Annotated in this window: 11 protein-coding genes; 3 read left to right on the top strand and 8 right to left on the bottom strand. The window is 67.0% G+C overall.

Going from position 1 to position 19519, the window contains the following annotated elements:
- Positions 1–520 precede the first annotated feature (520 nt).
- From recD to CPH63_RS13845, 6 genes are read right to left on the bottom strand one after another with little or no spacing between them, the layout of a single operon-like run.
- On the bottom strand, positions 521–2434 hold the full coding sequence (gene recD / locus CPH63_RS13870) for an exodeoxyribonuclease V subunit alpha (protein ID WP_096303478.1): 1914 nt from the start codon (positions 2432–2434) through the stop codon (positions 521–523).
- Positions 2431–5730, bottom strand: coding sequence for a UvrD-helicase domain-containing protein (locus CPH63_RS13865; protein ID WP_197704353.1), 3300 nt, complete (start codon positions 5728–5730; stop codon positions 2431–2433). The genes recD and CPH63_RS13865 overlap by 4 nt, the downstream gene beginning before the upstream one ends.
- Positions 5727–9044 carry an exodeoxyribonuclease V subunit gamma gene (gene recC / locus CPH63_RS13860; protein WP_096303477.1) on the bottom strand — a complete coding sequence of 1106 codons (3318 nt, stop codon included), beginning with the start codon at positions 9042–9044 and terminating at the stop codon, positions 5727–5729. Before recC ends, CPH63_RS13865 begins: the two co-directional genes overlap by 4 nt.
- 15 nt (positions 9045–9059) lie before the next feature.
- Positions 9060–10787 carry an ATP-dependent RecD-like DNA helicase gene (locus CPH63_RS13855; RefSeq protein ID WP_096303476.1) on the bottom strand — a complete coding sequence of 576 codons (1728 nt, stop codon included), beginning with the start codon at positions 10785–10787 and terminating at the stop codon, positions 9060–9062.
- Positions 10678–12783: a hypothetical protein gene (locus CPH63_RS13850; protein WP_157749546.1), complete on the bottom strand. Its 2106-nt coding sequence runs from the start codon at positions 12781–12783 to the stop codon at positions 10678–10680. Before CPH63_RS13850 ends, CPH63_RS13855 begins: the two co-directional genes overlap by 110 nt.
- Positions 12784–12788: 5 nt before the next feature.
- Complete coding sequence (locus tag CPH63_RS13845; protein WP_096303474.1) at positions 12789–13835, bottom strand: hypothetical protein; 1047 nt, start codon at positions 13833–13835, stop codon at positions 12789–12791.
- Positions 13836–13970: 135 nt separating this feature from the next.
- Between CPH63_RS13845 and CPH63_RS13840 the strand changes: the two genes are divergently transcribed.
- Positions 13971–15088 (top strand): IS3 family transposase gene (locus tag CPH63_RS13840; RefSeq protein WP_096303177.1). Its coding sequence is split into 2 segments (ribosomal slippage): positions 13971–14238 and positions 14238–15088, totalling 1119 coding nucleotides; the frame shifts between segments, so codons are not numbered across the junction.
- Between the two features lie 3 nt (positions 15089–15091).
- Here CPH63_RS13840 and CPH63_RS13835 read toward each other — a convergent pair.
- Together CPH63_RS13835 and CPH63_RS13830 are read right to left on the bottom strand one after the other, a co-directional pair.
- Positions 15092–17299, bottom strand: a complete 2208-nt coding sequence (locus CPH63_RS13835) for a DEAD/DEAH box helicase (RefSeq protein WP_157749545.1) — start codon at positions 17297–17299, stop codon at positions 15092–15094.
- 46 nt (positions 17300–17345) lie between these two features.
- Complete coding sequence (locus CPH63_RS13830) at positions 17346–17672, bottom strand: hypothetical protein (RefSeq protein ID WP_096303472.1); 327 nt, start codon at positions 17670–17672, stop codon at positions 17346–17348.
- 518 nt (positions 17673–18190) lie between these two features.
- Here CPH63_RS13830 and CPH63_RS13825 point away from each other — a divergent pair.
- Together CPH63_RS13825 and CPH63_RS13820 are read left to right on the top strand one after the other, a co-directional pair.
- Positions 18191–18463 (top strand): hypothetical protein, encoded by a 273-nt coding sequence (locus tag CPH63_RS13825; RefSeq protein ID WP_096303471.1) that lies wholly within the window; start codon positions 18191–18193, stop codon positions 18461–18463.
- A complete protein-coding gene (locus CPH63_RS13820; protein WP_096303470.1) occupies positions 18463–19452 on the top strand; it encodes a nucleotidyl transferase AbiEii/AbiGii toxin family protein in 990 nt (329 codons plus the stop codon). The genes CPH63_RS13825 and CPH63_RS13820 overlap by 1 nt, the downstream gene beginning before the upstream one ends.
- Positions 19453–19519: the final 67 nt, after the last annotated feature.

Here is a 19519-nt window from a genome sequence, read left to right as displayed (position 1 = left end):
GCTCGGCATAGGCGTTGGCTTTCGGTGCCCGCCGGGGCTCCGCAGCACCTCGATACCGGCGCCAGCGAACACCACGTCAAAGCTAGCCGTGAACTTCGTGTCGCGATCACGGACCAAGAACCGGAACCCGTCAGCCCGCTCCCAAGCGCCATCAGGAAGTTGCGGCCCTGCTGGGTGACCCACTCCCCCGTTGGATGCCGCGTGACCCCGAGAATATGAACCCTCCGGGTGCCGACCTCGAGGACAAAGAACACATAGATACGTCGCAGCAGGACGGTGTCGACAGTGAAGAAGTCGCATGCCAGCATCGTCGTCGGTTGGGTCCGGCAGAACTCCCGCCACGACGGACCGCCACGTCGTGGCGCAGGGTCCAGGCCCGGCCCGATGCAGGATGTTCCACACCGTGGCCGGAGCCCCAGAAGCATCCGAAAGGCCGCGTACACAGCGCTGAACAACACGCAGATGACCATGCCGGAGCCCGGCAAACACGAGCGGGCCAAGGCTTTTGAGCCCCACCGGCTCACGTTTGCTCTCGGCTCCTCGTCGTCGCCACTGGAGTGAGCGGTCCGGCTAACCGATCCCGAAGGCCGGTCGCCCGGGCAGCCTGACGTTGCACGCAGGCGAGCACGGAATCGGCCGATCCGACGAGCCGCACCTCGTCCGCCGCCCGCGTGATCGCGGTGTAGAGGGTCTGTCGGGTAGCTAGCGGCGACAACGCGAGCGGCAGCAGCACCGTCACGACGTCGAACTGGCTGCCCTGCCCACGATGCACCGTCATGGCATGCAATGGGCGGACGTCCGACAACCGGGCGAGCGGCAGCACGATGGGCTCGCCACCGCGGCGGAACGCGGCGGCCAGTTCGTCTCCCTCCCGGATCACCACGCCAGTGTCGCCGTTGTAGAGGCCGGTCTCGTAGTCGTTCGACGTCACCAGCAGCGGCTGCCCGGCGTAGCGGCCGTCGGGACGCGGGGTCACGCGCAGATCGAGAGCCAACCGGCGCTCGATGAGATCGGTCCACCACCGCACGCCACGCGGCCCGGCCCGGTGGGCGCATAACAGCCGGTGCCGCTCGAGGGCGTCCAGCGCCTGCGTCACGTCGCCGGCCCGGGCTGCGTCGATCACCGCACTCTCGTAGGCCACGACGCGATCGACGACCGCGGCGAGCGCGGTGCTAGTGATGGCCTCGTCTTCGGCCGTCTCGAAGAACGCGAGACCGGGTGGCTGGGCCCGTAGCAGCGCGAGCGCGTCGTCCGCCCGGCCGGCACGGACGTGCTCAGCGAGTTGCGCGATCGGGCCGCCGGCGTCGAACCGGTGGACGGTCCGAAGCAGGGCCACGGACTCGCGCAGCATGGCACCGGGGGCCTCCGCACGAACGTCGGCCGGGACGCCGTCGGTCGCTTGCGCGAGCGAGGTACGAAACGAAGCGGTCGCTGGTCCAACGTCGTCCTGGTCGACGAGGTCGCCGAGCACTGCCCCGGCCTCTACCGAGGCGAGCTGATCGGGATCGCCTACCAGCACCAGCCGGGTCGCGGGCGCAAGCGCTTCGAGCAGCCGGGCCATCAGCGTCAGTGACACCATCGAGCTCTCATCGACGACTACCACGTCATACGGCAGTCGGTTCTCGTGGTCGTGCCGGAACCGGCTTGACACCCCGGGCCGCCAACCCAACAAGCGGTGCAGCGTCGAGGCCGACAGCCGCGCCAGCGACGCGCGATCCTCTGCGGTCAGCGGCCCCTCCGCCGAGTGCACTGCCTCCTCCAGCCGGGCCGCCGCCTTGCCGGTCGGCGCTGCCAGCGCGACCCGGAGCCCGGGCCCGAGCTGGCGGCTCAGCACGGTGATCAGCCGGGCCACCGTCGTCGTTTTGCCGGTGCCTGGCCCACCACCGATCACACTCACCCGCGACAGCGCTGCAACCGCCGCCGCGAGCCGCTGATCCGGTTCGTCCGCCTCCGCGAAGAGCGATGAGAGGTCCTGTCGCAAAACCGCAAGATCGAGGTCGGACGGGCGGTCGGCACTGCGGCGCAGCAGGTCGTCGGCCACCTGCGCCTCTTGCCGCCAGTACCGGTCGAGCCACAGCCGCGACGCCACCATCTGCAGTGGCGGGCCGCCGGCTGTCCCGGTGACGAGCGGGCTCGTCGTGCAGGCCGCCACCCACTCGTCCAGAGCAGGCCAGTCGAGGTGCGGAGCGGGCTCGACCTCCTCCTGGTCCGCATCCGCAACGATCGTCTGGGCCGCGTCGGCCAGATCGAGCACCACCGAACCGTGCCGCGTTCCACGCACGACGAGCGCAATGGCGAGTAGCACACGATCGTCGGCCTCGCGTGCCAGAGCCCCGAGCCGCGAGGCCACGTGTACGTCGGCCGCCGTCAGCACTCCAGCCTCGTTGAACGTCTTCAGCAGCCCCCTCCCCCGCGTCGCGATCACGTTCGTCACGACAGGCCCTTCGCAAGGACGTCCGACACCGCGACGACAAGAGAGGAGGGCGGCTGCCAAGCGAAGACCCCCGGCACGGTGCCGTCGTCGGCCACTACGTCTGGCCCGCACATGCCGCGCAGGAACAGATACAGCACGCCGCCCAGGTGAACCGACGGGTCATAGCCGGGGACCCGCCAACGCAGAAACCGGTGCAGCGCGACGTCATAGAGCAGCGCCTGCAGCGGGTAGTGCGCGTGCAGCATCGCCTCGACCATCGCCGGACGGCGGTAGTCCCACGCCGTCAGTGGCGCGTCGGGCGAGCCGAGCCGGTTGGTCTTGTAGTCGACGACGACGTAGCGCCCGCCGATCCGCAGCACCGCGTCGATGCTGCCGCCGAGGTAGCCGCGTAGCGCCGCGTCGCCGAGCACCGGATCGTCGAGGAGCTCGGCGTAGGACGCGAGCGGATCGGACGCCGGCAGGTGAGACCGGAGCAGGCCGGCGAGATCGCGCAGGTAGGACGTGCCGTTCGGCCGGTCACCGCCGCGCATCGGCAGCTCGAAATTCAGCTCCGTCAACCGATCGACCGGCGCAATGTCGACCAATGCACGTCCGTCGGCGAGAGGGCCGAGCGGCGTGCGCAACGACGGCAGCAGCGACTCGGAGAGCAGATCGGCATCGAGCCCGGACGGCCCGAGCCGGGCGATCTGCAGCCGGACCTGCGCGCGCAGCTCGTCGACGAGTTCGGGCGAGGTCGGGTCGACATGCTCCAAGACGGTGTGGACGAGCGTGCCGAACGCGGCGCCGCCGGGCAGCGCCTCCATGGGCGACGCCACCGCGAGCAACTCCGCATTGGACGGCGGCGCCGACATCGGCGTCTGCGGCTCGTCGTCCTTCTCATCCACTTCGGGCTCGCTGCCGATGGCGGGCGTCGCGTCGTGCATCCCGGCCCTCAGAGCGCTGTACGACGTGCGCCGCCAGGACGTGTCTAGCGTCCGTCCAAGGATCGCGGCGGCAAGCGAGGCCGGCGTGGCGGCAGGTCGCTGCCACGCCGCAGCAACGCGTAACGGCGCTGCGGTTACCGTCAAACACCCGTCCACCGCCCGCGACGACAGCCGGGCGAGCGCGGCAGCGTCACTCGGCACCGGCACCCGCTCCTCGATCCCGGCCGAGGGAGAATCGGTGAACAGCAGCCGATGCAGTGGCGCGGACGGCGTGTTCCGGTCACTCGGGGCCCACCACGCCGTCACTTGCGACTGCGCGCGGGTCAGCGCGACGTACAGCAGCCGCAGATCCTCGCCGAACTCCTCGCTGTTGTGCCGTCGCTGGTCGCCGGCGAAGTCCGGGCTGCCCGGCCCGCCGACGTTCCGCACACGACGGGCGGAAGCGTCGTGGAACCGCGGGATCTCCTGCTCGAACGCGTGCCGGTCCCACCCGAACGGCACGTGGACAATCGGGAACTCGAGCCCTTTGCTGGCGTGCACGGTGACGACCTGCACCGCGGCGTCGTCGGAATCGAGCCGGCGGCTGCGCTCGACCGACGAGTCGTCGCCTGATTCGTCGACCCGGTGGCGCAGCCATTCCAGGCTCCCGGTGAGGCCGAGCGGCCCGGCCATCGCGGCCGCGTGCAGCGCCTCACCAACGTGCCGCAGGTCGGTCAACCGGCGCTCGCCGTCGAGCTGGCCGAGCAGCCGCGACGGCAGCCGCTGGTCACGGCTGAGCGTCTCGAACAGCGCGGCGATGCCCCGCTCCTCGAACACGCTGAGCCAGTACCGCAGCCGCAACCCGAGCCGGTCGACGTCGACCGCCTCGAGCCCGGCGGCGTCTAGCCCGACGAACGGCGAGATGGCCAGCCGGCGCAGCCGTCCGCTGCGGTGCGGCTGCTCCAGGGCTTCGAGCAGGACGATCCAGTCGGCGCCGGCCGCGGTGCGGAACACGCTGGCCGTCGTGCGCTGCACGGCCGGAACGCCGGCGGCGAGCAGAGCCGCGTGTACGAGGTCGAGTTGCTGGCCGGTGCGGACGATGACCGCGATGTCACCGGGACGCACCAGCCGCTCAGGCGAGCCGTCGCGCGGACTCAGCAGCGCGCCGGAGGAGAGCAGGTCGACGATCTCGGCGACCACGTCGCGGGTGACGAGGTCGCGGGCCGGCCCGACCGCCAGCCTGTCCACGGCACCGCGCGGGACTACCCGGACGCGCACCGGCGCACCGGCGACGTCGAGTGAGCGGCCAGCGTGCGCGGCCGACACCGGCTGGACGACGATGCGCGGGTCGCCGAGCGCGGCACCGCGGAACATCGCCTCCAGGCCGCGCAGCAGGTCCGGGTCGCTGCGCCAGTTTTGCGCGAGGGTGGCCTGGTGGTCGGCGAGCTCGGCCGCGGCGAGATAGGCCTGGACGTCGGCCCCACGGAATGCATAGATGGCCTGTTTCGGGTCGCCGATGAGGACGAGCGTGGCCGCGCCGTGGAACGCGAGCCGCAAGACATCCCACTGCACAGGGTCGGTGTCCTGGAACTCGTCGACGAGCACGACACGGTAGCGCGCCCGCAGTCGGGCGGCGGCTGACGGTCCGGTGTACGGATCGGCGAGGGTCTGCTGCAGCCGGGTGAGTAGGTCGTCGAAGCCGAGGATCCGGCGCTCGCGCTTGCGGCGGTCGACCTCGGCCCGCACTGCGGAGGCGAACCGGCGCCGCAGTGCGGGGGTGTCGACGGCCGCGCTCTCGTCGGGCACGAGCACGGCCTGGCCGTCGTTGACGACCGCGCGGGCCAGGTCTTGCGCCGCCGTCAGGGTGAGCGGCGGGATCTCGACGTCGCCGTGAACCCACTTGCGCAGGTAGAGATCCTGCACGACCTCGAGGATCAGGTCGTCGAGGTTCTCGACGAGTACGGCGCCGGCGTCGACATCGCCGGCCGTGCCGAGCCCGATGAGCACCTGCTGGCAGAACTGGTGGGTGGTGGCGACCGTCGCCGAGTCGAACGAGCCGAGGGCGAGGACGAGGCGGTGCTGACGCAGCGCAACCTCGACATCGCTGCCGGTGGCCAGGTACTGCAACAGCGCGTCGTGCGACGCCGCGCGGGCCGCGGCCGGATCGGCGAGCCCGTCGCGCGCGCTGACTAGTCGCTCCCGCACCCGGTCGCGCAGCTCCTGCGTCGCGGCCCGGCCGAACGTCACGACCAGCAGCTCGTCGAGCCGGGCCGCACCCTCGGCGACGTAGCGTGTCACCAACCCGGCGATCGTGAACGTCTTGCCGGTGCCCGCGCTGGCCTCGAGGACGGTCGTCCCCTGCGGCAAGTCCCCCAGCAGGTCGAAGTCCCTCACGGCAGCACGTCGACTTCTACGATGAGCAGTGGTTCCCAGACGAGGCGGGCCAGCGCGCCGAAGCGGGTGGGCTCGTCCGGGTACCCCTCGCCAGCGTTGGGGGCAGCGGCGGTCAACCGCGTGAGCGGCGCACCAGCGCCGAAGACGAGCACGTGTTCGGGGTCGTCGCGCTCGGGCCGGAACCGGTCGGCCTCCCACTTCTGCTCGGCGTTGGCCAGCGCGTTGGCGGCGCTGACGTTACGATGCCGGCGGGCGGCGTAGATCGCCGACGTCTCCAGGGCGAGCGGCAGCGGCTCGCGCAGCCCGGCGTCTCGCACGCCCACGAGCCCCTCGAGGACGCGCCTCGCGAGCGGTGCGTCGATGCCGTGGAGGATCGAGCGACGGGCGCCGTCCCGGTCGCGGCCGACGGCGATGGCGCGATACCCGGTGTCGCCCGTCATCGCCACGACGGCGAGGTAGCGCACCCACGCGGTGAGCCGATGCTTCGCGCCCAGGCTTGAGTAGGTGGTGGTCAGGATCGCGTGGTCGCGCACGCCGTTGACGGTCCCGGACAGCGTCCGACCGTTGGACAACGGAACGGCGATCTCGAGCGAGCGCGCCTCAACTCGTCGTTCGATCTCGCTGGCGTGCAGCAGTGCGTCGACCCGCCCTCCGATAACCCGCAGGGCCCGGTTGCCGAGCGGGCCGGGCGGCAGATCGCCGCGCAGGCGCTCGAGCTGGGCCGCGGTGCGCTGGGTGGTGCCGGACATGCAGCGCTGCAGCACGCGCTCGCCGATCGCCCAGCCCTGCAGGCCGTCGAGCTCGACGGTCAGCGCGTCGTCGGGGTCGTCGTCGGGGGTGGCCGTGCTGACGTCGAGCCGCTGCCGCAGGAACGCCTTGGCCGGGTGCTGCAGGAACCGCACGAGGTCGTCGAGGCCGACGTTGTCTGACGGCGGCGGGTCGCCGAGGGGCGCGCTGACTAGTGGTGGCACTTGGTGGCGCGGCGACGCGGCGGCGCGGGCGCCGGCCAGGCCGGACGGGTCGAAGGAGAACGGGCCGAGCGGGCCCAGTTGGGCGGGCAGGAAGTTGCGCCGGTCGAACGGCTGCAGCGGGTGCCGGACGACGACGTGGCTGCGCGCGTGCCCACCGCCGGGCGCCTGCGCCGTCGCGTCGACGGCGTCGAGCAGCTCGCCGAGCGGCACGCACGGCGGTACCTTGGCGCCGTTGCGCGGGTCGGCACCGGTGTAGGCGATGATGAGGTGCTTCTGGGCCGCGCAGACGGCGTCGAGGAACAGCTGCCGGTCCTCGCTGCGCACGTCGCGCTCGCCGGTTCGCGGCTCGCGGGCGAGCAGGTCGTCACCGTCGGCCACGCCCTGGCGCGGGAAGGCGCCGTCGTCCATGCCGAGCAGGCACACCACGCGGTGCGGCACCGAGCGCATCGGGACGAGGGTGCAGACGGTGAGCGTCCCGGTCCGGAAGCTCGCCCGGGTGGGACGGCCGACCAGCCGCGTCTGCAGCAGCACGGTCACGTCGGTGCGACCGAGCCGGACGTCGGTGTCGCCGGCGGCTTCGGCCACCGCGTCGAGCTCGCGGCGCAGCTGCATCGCCTGCCACGGCTCCAGCGGCTCGCCGAGGGACATCACGAGATCGCCGAGCAGGGCGGTCCACTCAGGTACCGGGCGCTGTTCGTTGATGGTGCGGACCGCGGCGTCGATGCGGTCGACGAGTTCGGCGAAGCGGCCGGCGAGATCGATGTCGCCGCTGTCGACGTCGTCGAGCGGCAGCGCGTCGGCCAGCCACTGCTCGCCCTCCTCCATCGCGACGCCGAGGAGCAGCCGATCGACGGCGTCGTGCCAGGTGCCTTGCCGCAGGTTGCCGAGGCCGTAGTCGGCGCGATGGTCGGCGTCGAGTCCCCAGCGGGCGTTGGCGGCGACGGTCCAATCGCGCAGTCGCTCGATATCGTCGTCGTCGAAGCCGAACAACTTCCGCACCGGCGATGCGCCGGCGAGATCAAGCAGCTGGGTCGCTGTGACCCGGCTCGCGGCAAGCTCGAGTAGCTGGCTGAGCAGGCTCAGCAGCGGGTTCGCCTGGCGCAGCGAGCGGTCGGCCAGCTTCACCCGCAGACCGGCCGCAGGATGACCGCCCGGCTCGTCGGCCATCCCGAACGACGCGGCCACCAGCGGCGCGAACGCCTCGACATCCGGGCACATGATCAGCACGTCGCGCGGCTCGAGCGTGTTGTCGTCTGCGAGCAGTTGCAGGATTGCCTCGCGCACTACCTCGACCTGGCGGGCCGGGCCGTGGCACGCGTGGATCGTCAGGCTGTCGTCGTCGGGTTCGATCGCGGTTCTCTCGCGCGGGACGGTGTCGTCGGCAAGTTCGGTCTGTAGCCGTCTCAAGAGTGTGGCCGGACGTTCGCCGATCGGGTGGTGCTCGTGCGCCGCCTCGGGAACGGCCATCTGGAGCAGCTGCTGCAGCTCGCGGACGTCGCGCGACATCGACGCGAGCAGCGGGTTGCGGACGAGCGTGTCGAGCGCGCGTCGTCTGGGCTCGATGTTGGCCGTGGCGACCTTGTCCCACAGTGCAGGTGAGGGGTGGTGTAGCCAGAGGTGGATCTCGTGCTGCTCGGCCAGCGCGGCGAGCACCTGCACCCGCGAGGGAGAGATGCGCGTCGGGCCGAAGATCGAGAACCGGTCGGGCAGGTCGGAGTCCGTCCGACGCAACTGCTCACACGCATGGTCGAGCAACTCGGCCGGCGACGGATGGCCGATCGCCTCTCGCATGTGGCGCCACAGTTCGGGCTGCCAGGCCAGGTCTTCCGGGAGCGGGGTGCCGTCGCCCTGGTCGTCGCTTCCGTCGTGCCAGGAGCGGAGCATCGCCGGGCGCGAGCGGCCGTACGCTTCGAAGTGCCGGGCGAGCTTGCCGGCCACCGCGAAGCGTCTGCCCTTGTCGCCGCTGCCGTCGAGCCCGAGGTGCGCGGCGAGGACGCGACACCACGGTTCACTTGGCGCGCATTCGTCGATGACGCGCATCAGCGGCCAGACGGACCGCTCGGCCGACCACGCCTCGACGCTGTCGGCGTAGTCGCTGCTCGCGGCTGCGGCCGCTTCGTCGAGGATTCGAGCGTAAGACGGGAACAGGACGTTCGCGCACACCCCGTCGCCAGCCTCCGCGCCGAGCACATGGCTGAGCTGCTGCGCGAGCCATCGCTCGACCCCCTTGCTGGGGACGGCCACGACCTCGGTCCCGAACGGGTCGCCACACGTTTGCGCGAGCACCCTGCCGAGCGCGGCGACAAGCGGGTCCGCCGTCTCCGACCGGTGGATCAGCAGCACGGTGGACGTGTCATGTCAGCCGAACAGTCGATCGACGAGTTGCTCGATCGCGTTCGACGAGATCGAACCATCGACACCGTCCTCCGTTGTCACCAGCGTGCCCGATGGACCGCCGCTCTCGGTCTCGGGGAGTACGCCGTGGCTCGCATACCAAGCCTGCTTTGCTATCCACTTCCTGCGGTAGGACGGTCGAGCGAGCATTCCTAGATGTTCCCAGTAGATCGTCGTCCCAGTTGTGTCGTCGACAATGGTGAAGTCTGGCGATCGCCACGATCCGTCCGGCGCGACGAACGGACGCTCGTACTCGAACTCGATGTTCTTCGAGTACAACAGATCCGCGATGATCAGCTCAGACTTCGATCTGACTAGGATCCCCTTGCGCGTCTTGTGGACGAGCGCCGACTCGAGGAAGCGGCCGTCGAACTCGACCGGTGCTGGCGCGTGGAATAGGTTCGTGAGCCGCGCGGACGTCTCCGAAAAGCCCGCGCTCGCGTACTTCTTGAGATCGGTTAGTGGGCCCTGATATAGGACAGTGACGTGCTCTCGCTGCCTCGTCAACGCGGTGTATAGCAACTCACGGGACAGCAGTCGACACGGACTGGGGATGACGACGAACGTTCGTCCGAACTCACTGCCCTGCGATTTGTGGACGGTGATGGCGTAGGCCAGCTCGAGTAACGAGCTGCCATCGTCGCCGCCAAGCTCGCGGAACCAGAACTTGTACGCCGTGCCCGGTTGAGTGGAAAACTCCACCTCAAGTCGATCTAGCGGGACATGCTTGCCCTTTCCTCGGAAGGGTCCGGTCACTACGCCAATCTCGCCGTTCGCGACGTACTCGATCACGTCCGGTGACGATGGGAAGTAATGCGTACGTTTCCCGTTCTTGATGTTCATGACCTTGTCGCCATAGACGATTTCGTCTGGTCCGGCAGGCTTTGGAATCTTGCGCCAGCGCGGGTCGGTTGGGCGGGCCAGGTCCAAAGCCCCCTGGCGATAGGACTTCTGCAGCAATCGGTTGAGTTCGGCGATCCCTCCGGCGGATGCCCGGACCGGAGAGAGGACCTGCCACTCCTCGGCGGTCTTCGCTGCGCCGATGTTGAAGTAGTGATGGTTGCCTACCCGGGTGGCTCCACACGACAACTGGAATCCATCAGCGTCATCGCGGGAAGACATCAACGGGAGTCCGCGTAAGAGTTCGTCACGCAGTGTCTCGTGCAAGTCTTCGGCCGAGTTCCACTGCCGAAAAGCGATTGTCGGAAGATCCTCGCGCCCGAGCAGGTCCCACACCTCGTCAGCGCCAGGACTCGGCACCTCTCCGGCGAACCATTCGGCAAAGGCCAGGTCAGACCGCTCGAACGACGATCCGGTCGTAACTTGCCGTCGAGGAACGGTCAGCTCCGCGTACGACGCTCCCACCCGTGGAACCGCAAGCGTCCCGCATTGGTCGCGCAAGTAGGTGACGATGTCGACGAATGGACGGCCGACGCCAATTGGCGGCAGTTGCCGTGGGTCGCCGACGAGGATCAATCGGTCGAAGCCTTCCACCCCGTCGAGGAGCGCATCCAACGCGTCTTCGGTCAGCATCGAGCATTCGTCGACAATGACTGTCCGCGCTGCACTGATGCGGTTGTGGTCAGACCTTCGGTAGCGGCCAGTCGTCGGGTCGTAGCGGTCGATCGCAACGAGGAGTTGGGCCAGCGTCTGGGCCTTGGCGCCGGCTGTTCGACCAATCGCCTCCTGCATCCTGACTCGTGCTTTGCCGGTTGGAGCGAGCAGCAGTAGCCCCGCGTGACGCGACTTCCGGTAGGGCGGAAAGGGCACGGAGCAAGGTGGTCTTCCCCGTGCCGGCCGAGCCGATCAACACGGATATGCGCGAGGTGGCGAGCACCTTCAATGCCGCCGCTTTCTCGCTGCGCGCCATCTCCTCGTCCCCGTCGTCCTCGGCCGGTACGGGGCCGAGCTGATCATCGACGACGCGTCGCCAGTCTGCCGTCACGGCAAGCGGCTTCGCCGAGCGGCGTCGATCGACCTGCCGCGCGATTGCACGTCTGGCGTTGCTCAGTCGCTGTAGTTGGTAGGCGGGCAGGCCGTCGCTCATCGCCATAGTTTCGACCTCTGGTGGCAGTGCGTCAGCGCACACGGCCATAACGTCTAGGCTCACCGGGCAGGCAGGTTGTATCGGCTGATCCCGTATGGACTGAACTACCTGTGATTGCGATTGAAGCGAATTGCCGGCGTCTGCCGCGCGCTCGAGTTCGTCGACGATGAGGGCACGCACTCGACGCGGGTCCACCGGATCGTCGACGGCGGATAGTTGCGGCAACGGATGTGTGCGACGCACGACCTCGTCCGGAAACACGCCACGGTCGACGGTGCTAACTGCAACTGCCTCTAGCGCGTATCGGTCGCGTTCATAGATCAGATACGGGTTCGCCAGCAACTGCGAGTCGAGCAGATCGATGCCGGCCTTGGCACGCTCGGTCTCCTGATACAGGCGAGTCGCCTGGGCGATGGTGAGATCGAATCGCGAGAGAAGCTGCAGCAAGGCGCGGCGCTCGTCCGAAATTGCGGCCCAGACCTTAGCCATGGTGGCCGAGACGCTGACTCCGGACGTGTGATCGGATGGATCTCTGAGCCAACGGTCGACGAGAGGCCAAGGATCTTCGTTCTCCGCGATCTTCGACTGCGCCGAGAAAGCGAGAAGCACGCCCTGAGGTATGCCGAAGGCCGTCAGTGCCGCTCCGAGACCGGGGCACGGCCCGCGGGCACTCCAGACTTCCGCGATTCGATCGCTCAACCACTGTCGTGCACTTGCCCAGTCGCCTGCTACGAGCGGCGCCGAGCGAACTACCGCGCCGTCGAGGGCAAACAGCGCGGCGAGCGCCCCGTCGTGGCTGATGTGCTCGGATGCGTAGGAGAATTGCGAGCCAAACTCTTCAGGAACGAACGCTGCGCAATCAGCCGGGTCAAACGCGCCGTCTGTGTCCAACGCGAGCAGGTCGTGGTACGGCAGCAGGAAGCCGTCCTCCATCGTCGGCCGGATGGAATGTCGTACCACCCGCTCCCACAACACCGAACCGAAGCCCGCACCGTTCTGTACGTAAGGAACCACCGTGGCGACGCTTCGTACCCGGCCGGCGCCGACGAGGATCCGGCGGGAATCCGCCGACAGGGGGGATTCCTTCGCGTAGAAGAACGCCAGGCTCTTGTCTGGTTTGTCGGCGGAGAAGAAGGTGTCCAGCAGGAGCTGTTGATTCTGCGCGTGCTGCACCCACCGGGGATCGCGAAGGCTCGCTTCAAGATCAACCGCGTCTTCGAGTTTGTTCTCGTACGGCAGTTGGTACTCCTCGGCTATCTCCGCCGCGCTAGCTCGCAGCATCCACCTGAACGGCACGCAGTCGGCCGAGAACCCCGGGACCTCGTAAGTGGTCGGCTCGAACCTCCGGTACACGTCGTTCCAGCTGGCATATGGGTGACGCTTCGTCACGCTGCGTGAGCGCGGCGACATGAACCCGGCGCGTTCGGCAGTGCACGGCGGGAGCTCGTGGTCGGCAAGGTCGGCCCATGATCTACCGGCAAGCCGAACCTCCGTGGCGTCATCGCGCCCCTCAGCTATTCGGCTCTGGCGAAGGCACGCACCGTTGCCGATCGGGTCGTCACAGATCGAGCCTTCCCACCGCCGGTCGTGCCACGGGACTCGAATCGAAAGATGCCGGAAAGGAAGCTCCGGATAAGCCATCGGCCCTAGCCCTCCAAGATCTCTATGCGAGCCACCGCCAGAAGCCGGCTATCGCCGGCACCGTGCGCCCGGTGCTCGAGCCGCTCAACTTGGCGGACACGCTCCGTCCGTAGTTCTTCGCCGAGCCGCTCATCCCGGGCTACGTTCGCCCGCCACACCGGCATGATCCTGCGAGTCTCGGCCGTGTCGGTTGCTTCGAGGTCAGCGAGGACTCGCAGCGAACTGGCGAGCCGGTCGCGGGCAGCTTCGTCACGGTAATCGAAGTACGTACTGAGTTTGATTCGTTCGCGGGCAAGCTGAGACTCGGCATCGAGACGCGCCTGCGTTTCGATCTCATCAAGACGACCGAAGCCCACTGCTTCGGCGGCCTGAAGGGCCCCGTCGAGTTCGTCGAAGGGCACGTCTTGGGCAACGAGTGCGTGATCGTTGGGGAACGATGCGGCACGTCTCATGAGGCGCTGACCCAACTCGGTATCCACTGTCCCAGAATCGTGGACGAAGTAGGCGACAACTTCTCGGCGGTCCTTGATTCCCGGAACACCGAGCTCTTGCACGACTAGCCATCCAGTTGCCATCGCCAGCTCGCCGGTCGCATCGATTTCGAAAGCGGCGGAGGATCCGGCGTAACCCGGTCCGGTGACGTGCGCGATCAGGTCGTCCACGACTGGGTGCCCCAAAGCAAGAAACTCGATGTGCTCGCTGTCGGGTTTCACATCAGGGCGCAGGGCCACCGTTCGGCGTCGTTGATCTTTCGTGTGCTTCGGGTAGTCGCTGAGGAAGGGCTCGTGGAACATGATCTCGTAGGTCCCGTCCTTCTCGCGATGCATGTATGTGTTGACGTCAGCGAGAAGGCGCAGGACGAATGCCTCCAGGTCTGCTGGTGTGATCGAGAATCCGCCTTCCGTCAGCTTTGCCACGAGCTGTCGTGAGTAGCTCTTGGTGTCCATGATGAAGTCACGCAGCTTCTCGTCAGCATCTCGCGCTCTCACCAGCTGTTCCTCGAGCCGGTCCTCAAACTGACGCAGCGCGCGATCTCGTTCCGCACCGCCCAACTGAAGGATCTTGGTCAGATCGCGCTCGGTGTCTCCTAGGATCGGGTCGAGGCCGCCTGGCCTGACCCCGGTTGGTTGATCCAGGTCGAGTGAGAGTCTTGCGGCCCACGTTGTGGGCAGGAAGGCTTGACCACGATGACTACGAGGAAGCGGCACAGCCCGGAGCAGGTCGTGCGGAAACTGGCGCAGGCTGATCGGATGCTGGGCGAAGGCAAAGACATTGCCGATGTCTGCCGGGAATTGCAGGTCTCTGAGCAGACCTATTTCCGGTGGCGCAACCAGTTCGGCGGCCTGAAAGCTGACGACGCGAAACGGTTGAAGGACCTGGAGCGGGAGAACGCCACCCTGAAGCGGCTGCTCGCCGACGCGGAGCTGGAGAAGGCCGCGTTGAAGGAGATCGCCCGGGGAAACTTCTGAGCCCGGAACGCCGGCGCGCGGCCGTTCACCACCTCATCACCACGATGGGCGTGAGTGAGCGGTTCGCGTGCCGGGTGACCGGGCAGAACCGCACCACACAGCGACACGAACCACAGGCGGCGACGCCGGCCGATCCCGACGCGGCGCTGCGGGCTTGGTTACGGGAGTACGCGAAAACGCATCCGAGGTGGGGATTCCGCCGCGCGTATCACGACGCCCGCGGCGAGGGGTGGACGGTGAACCACAAGAAAATACAGCGACTCTGGCGCGACGAAGGCCTACGCGTGCCGCAACGCCGCCGCCGTAAACGCCTCGGCACCAGCACCGCCCCCGGCCTACCGAAAGCTGACGCACCGAACACGGTGTGGGCCGTCGACTTCCAGTTCGACGCCACCACCGACGGCCGACCGATCAAGATCGTGTCGATCATTGACGAGCACACCCGCGAATGCCTCGGTGGGCTCGTGGAACGGTCCATCACCGCTGATGCGTTAGCCGACGAACTGGACCGCGTCGCCGCCGGTCGTGGGTACCCCGTCGTGCTGCGCAGCGACAACGGCCCCGAGTTCGCCTGCGCGGTGATGACCGATTGGGCCGGTGAACAGGTCGGGCTGTCGTTCATCCCACCCGGCGAGCCGTGGCGCAACGGCTACGTCGAATCGTTCAACTCACGCGTCCGCGACGAATGCCTCAACATCAACATCTTCTGGTCCCTGGCCCACGCGAGGGTCGTGATCAGCGACTGGAAACAGGAATACAACGAACATCGGCGGCACTCGGCTCTGGGCTACCAAACCCCAGCCCGCTACGCTGCCATCTGCACCCACCGAAACTGACTCTCACAAACCGTGGATCAATTCACGGGGTCCGGCCACGCCGACCGTCTCTTCGAAGATGTTGATCCGGCGTTCCAGGACGTTGAGAACTCTCTCCTCGACCGTGCCTTTCACCCAGAAGTTGAATACCTGGACGGTGTCAACTTGGCCGATGCGGTCGATTCGGCCGATTCGTTGCTCGACCCGCATCGGGTTCCATGGCAGGTCGTAGTTCACGAGCAGATGGCAGAACTGGAAGTTCCGGCCCTCGCCGCCTGCTTCAGTGCTCAGGAGTATCGACGGTCCGGCGGCAGCCCTGAATCGGTCCACTTCCGCGTCCTTCTGCTCCGGCTTGAGCTGGCCATGGAACATGCACACCTCCCAGCCCAGTTCCTCGAGCCGTCGGCGAAGATGTTCTTGGGTCTCTCTGAACTCTGTGAAGAGCAGCACCTTCGGATTCGGTTCCTGCTCGGCCAGCACCCGGAGCTGGGTAAGGAGTGTCTCCGCCTTGGAGTCGACTGGGACCTTGTCAAGGAGGGCGACCAACCGGGTTAGCTCGTTGGCCTCCTCAACATCGGCAACAGCCCCCTCGCCAAGTAGCGCGCTGACGAAGTCGTCGCGCTCCATTCCCTCTTCGATGTCAGCCACCAGACGGGCTGCACGCTTGCCCAGCGTCGGCTCAAGTGCGCGCTGCTCGAGCCGGATGCGTCGCTTGTCGAGGGACATGCGCAGTGCGCTGATGCTGCTCGCCATCATCTTCTGAAAGATCACCATGACGAATCCGACGGCCTGATCATTGGTTCGATCCGCGCGGGCATACCCGTCATGGACGTATTCCTCGACGGCGTCAAGCGCTCGACGCTCGTCCTTGGTGAGGTCCACCTGCGACCTGTGCGCATGTCGGGGCATGAAGCCACCTACAAGTTTCTTCCGGTTGCGGATGAGTACCTCAGAGAGCAGGTGGAGCGCAGAAAGTTCAGCGCACAGCTCCTCGACGGAAGTTCGACCATCGGACAGGCGTGCCTCCGCCTCCGCTTCCTCGAGATTGAGCCAGCCAGCCACGCGGTCGATCACCGACCTGCTTTCAACATCCGGAATCGGGAATCCATGTTCTGAGAGGTCGTGGACGAGCCGGTTGAGACCAGGGACTTCAGAACGGTGCCGCTCAAAGTGCTCAACGGTGGGGAATAACGCCGGATCTAGCAGCTCGACGAGTGAGTACAACTCACGCGAGTCGAGCTGCATGGGGGTCGCGGTGAGAAAAAGCGCTGCGCGTTTGGAGAAAGCGGCCGGAGATACGAGGTCACGAACGACGCGGTACAGCAACGTCTCTTCTCGTCGGTTTCCGGTGATACGCGCGCGGGCGTGGTGCGCCTCGTCCACAACCACCATGTCCCAGTCGGACTGGGTGGCCAACTTGGCCCACTCGGGCCCAGTGATCCACGCGCTCGAGACGATTACGCTCTCGTACGCGTCGAACGGATTGCCTTCGTAGCGCTGGGTCTCCCGTAGGTACTTGACCGTCTGACTGTTGATGATCGAAAAGGTCTCGTTGAACTTGGACTTCAACTCAAACTGCCACTGACGGATGAGGTTTGGTGGCGAGACCACCAGACATCGAACAGCCGTTCCGCGGGCACGGAGCTCTTTGAGCACCATGCCCGCCTCGATGGTCTTCCCAAGACCGACCTCGTCGCACAGCAGGTAACGGTGTGGGTAACTCGTGACGACCCGGTGCACCACCGATACCTGGTGGGGCTTCAGATCGACCCGGGATTCCCCAAGCGACACCAAGTCGTTCGTAGCCTGCTCGTTCTCGTACCGTCGAGCCGTGACGGCCAGGTAGAACTGTCGTGCGGTGCCGAAGCGGCCCGCGAGCATTCTGCTCCGCGGGTCTTCGAGGACGTGTGGCCTCAGATCCGCCTCTGCGACAGTGACGAGGCGATTGTCTATGAGGACCTGCCATCGCGGCGGCGAGACGGTCGTCATGCCCTGCACCATGCCGATCGCTCCGGTGCTTGCACGGCGGACCATGCCTGTCAGCAGAACGCGCTCGATTACTTGGGCGTGAACACTGAACGCCTGGGGCTCCTCTACTCCGTCGAACATCACGCGGACCTGCTGCGTCGCCACCTCGACCACAACGCCGATGGGGGATCCGGGGGCGGACGGCCAGCAAGCCAACGCGCCTGGAATCAGCGCACGCAGATCGGCGGGATTGTCTACACTCACGCGGTCACCTCAACCTGGGTCACCGCTGAACATATCCGCGGCCGGCTCAAAGTCGATCACCCGTTGCGCCAGGTTCGGCTTTCGCGCAACCGCACTCCATCGCTGTGAGCGTCGGCGCCTGCGCAGCCGTCAACGCCTCGGGTGTGGACTTGAGGTGGCCGAACTCGGTAACACTTAGCTCGCGATCCTTAAACGTCTGAAGGTAGCGAGGCTCGTGCTCCAGCCCCTGTGCCAACAAGGAGTCGAGGACCTCGTCGGCGCGCGCCAGCTGGCCCCTGGCGACGGCAAGGTCGAGGCGCATCGCGGGACGGCACGCCAGGAACTTGGTGAGATCGGTCGGGCTCGCGAACTGTAGATCGCCGGCTGTTTGCACGGATCACCTCGTCAATCGCCACCAATATGCCCTGACGGTCTGACACTTTTCCCTCAGGCGCGATGCCTCATGACGTCGGGCCCGCGCGTGTCGAGAGCACTCCGCATGGACTCGGTGACAGGATTTCGGTATAGTTTCATGTCATGAAGACTACCTCACTGAGCCCCGGCAAGCACCTCGCTGGCGTGCCCTCGGGTTCCTTCGTGCATGTCGACACGCTTCCTGGCAGTCGTGGAGCGGCGAGTTCAGCCGCCTCCCGGGCGCACAAACACGGCGATCTGATTTCCATCCGCAAAGGTCTCTACTGGAAGGGGGCACGCACGCGGTATGGAATGACCCGGCCCTCTTCGGAGGCGATCGCTGTCGAAGTGCTGGGGAGAGTCGGTGTAGGACCGAGCGGCCACACAGCTGCACGGGCTCTCGGGCTCACCACTCAGTTACCCGCAACTCCGGCTCTCACCGTGGCTGGTCCAGTCCCGACGTCCGTACCGGGCGTCCGAGTCTCTCGACGTAACAACATGCGCCGCCGCGAACTCAACTACACCGAGATCGCCCTCCTGGAACTGCTCCGCGGCAGCTGGGAGTCTGTCGTGGAAGGCGGTTGGGCTGCTCTCGTCGCGGCAACGGCCGATGCCTCCGAACGCGGGACATTGCGCCTCGATCGCGTCGCTTCCGCTGTAGATGGCGAGCGCTCCCCCACCGCGCGGATTAACTACGCCCGCCTTGCCAACGATGTACAGAACAGGATCCGCGCCGTGCTGCCCGTCGACCAGGAGCAGGCTACGCACTGATGGCCCTGCTCAGAAGCGACCCGGACAGCCTCGACGCTTTGGTCGCGACAACCGCTGACACCCTTGGGATCGACGCAGCCTTCGTCGAGAAGGACTTCTGGGTGATCGAGGTGCTCCGGGCGGCCACTCGGGAGGTAACGGTGCTCGCGAAAGATGGGCGAGAGCATCCTGTCCAGACGATCTTCAAGGGCGGGACCAGCCTCAGCCGTGCGTACGGGCTCATCGAACGCTTCTCGGAGGACGTCGATCTGCTCGTCGCTTTTCCCACCGTAGAGCTCTCTATCGGAGCTCGCGACAAAGCACTCAAAACGATCCGCGACGCGGTTGCAGCCCATCTGGGCGCCGAGTTCACCGCAGTCGCCAGCACGACCGGAGTCAAACGCAATATCCGCTACGCCTACCCGACCCGACGCACCTCCTCCGCGGTCACCGAGGGCGTGCTGCTGGAGATGGGCTCTCGCGGCGGCACCTACCCCACTCAACTTCATGATCTGCGGTCCCTCGTGGCCGAATATGCGATCGGCACGCTGGGCGACACCGAGACGAGCTGGGAGGAATTTCTGGCAGTGCCGGCATCCGTACTTGCGCCCGAACGGACGCTGCTGGAGAAGCTCGCCCTGTTGCACGAAGGGGCTTCCCGTTTCCCAGACGACCACGCGCGCTCGAAACTGCTGCAAGGCGGGCGTCACTTGTACGACGTGCACCAGCTGCTCGGCTCAGAATCTGTTCTCGGCGCCTTGCGAACCCAGGGCCCGGCCGGAGTCCAAGCCCTGTGGTCCGACATCGATGAACATAGTCAAGAAGCAGATTTCAGCTTCACGCCTCGACCCGCTGCGGGCTTCGGCGGCAGCCCGTTGCTCGACAACAATTCACCCTGGCAGTCAGTTGGCCGCCAGGGCTACGCGACCGCAATGGATCTGGTCTACGGCGAAAGACCGAGCTTCGAAGACTGCATCGAGATCATCCGTGCGCACGCCAGCCTGCTATAGCTCCGGCGGACGCCGCGTCACCAGCACCGTCCTGAGCGAAACTGAGCCCGCCGCCAGCGGGCGCGCC

Source organism: Jatrophihabitans sp. GAS493 (assembly GCF_900230215.1).
Lineage (GTDB): Bacteria > Actinomycetota > Actinomycetes > Mycobacteriales > Jatrophihabitantaceae > MT45.
The sequence above is the reverse complement of the archived record's forward strand: the minus strand, read 5'-3'. Positions and strand labels throughout refer to the sequence as shown.

Coding starts and splice junctions, on each gene's coding strand:
- CPH63_RS13855 (WP_096303476.1), bottom strand. CDS start 10,787: ATGCAGGAGGCGATTGGTCGAACAGCCGGCGCCAAGGCCCAGACGCTG.
- CPH63_RS13850 (WP_157749546.1), bottom strand. CDS start 12,783: ATGGCTTATCCGGAGCTTCCTTTCCGGCATCTTTCGATTCGAGTCCCG.
- CPH63_RS13825 (WP_096303471.1), top strand. CDS start 18,191: ATGCGCCGCCGCGAACTCAACTACACCGAGATCGCCCTCCTGGAACTG.
- CPH63_RS13820 (WP_096303470.1), top strand. CDS start 18,463: ATGGCCCTGCTCAGAAGCGACCCGGACAGCCTCGACGCTTTGGTCGCG.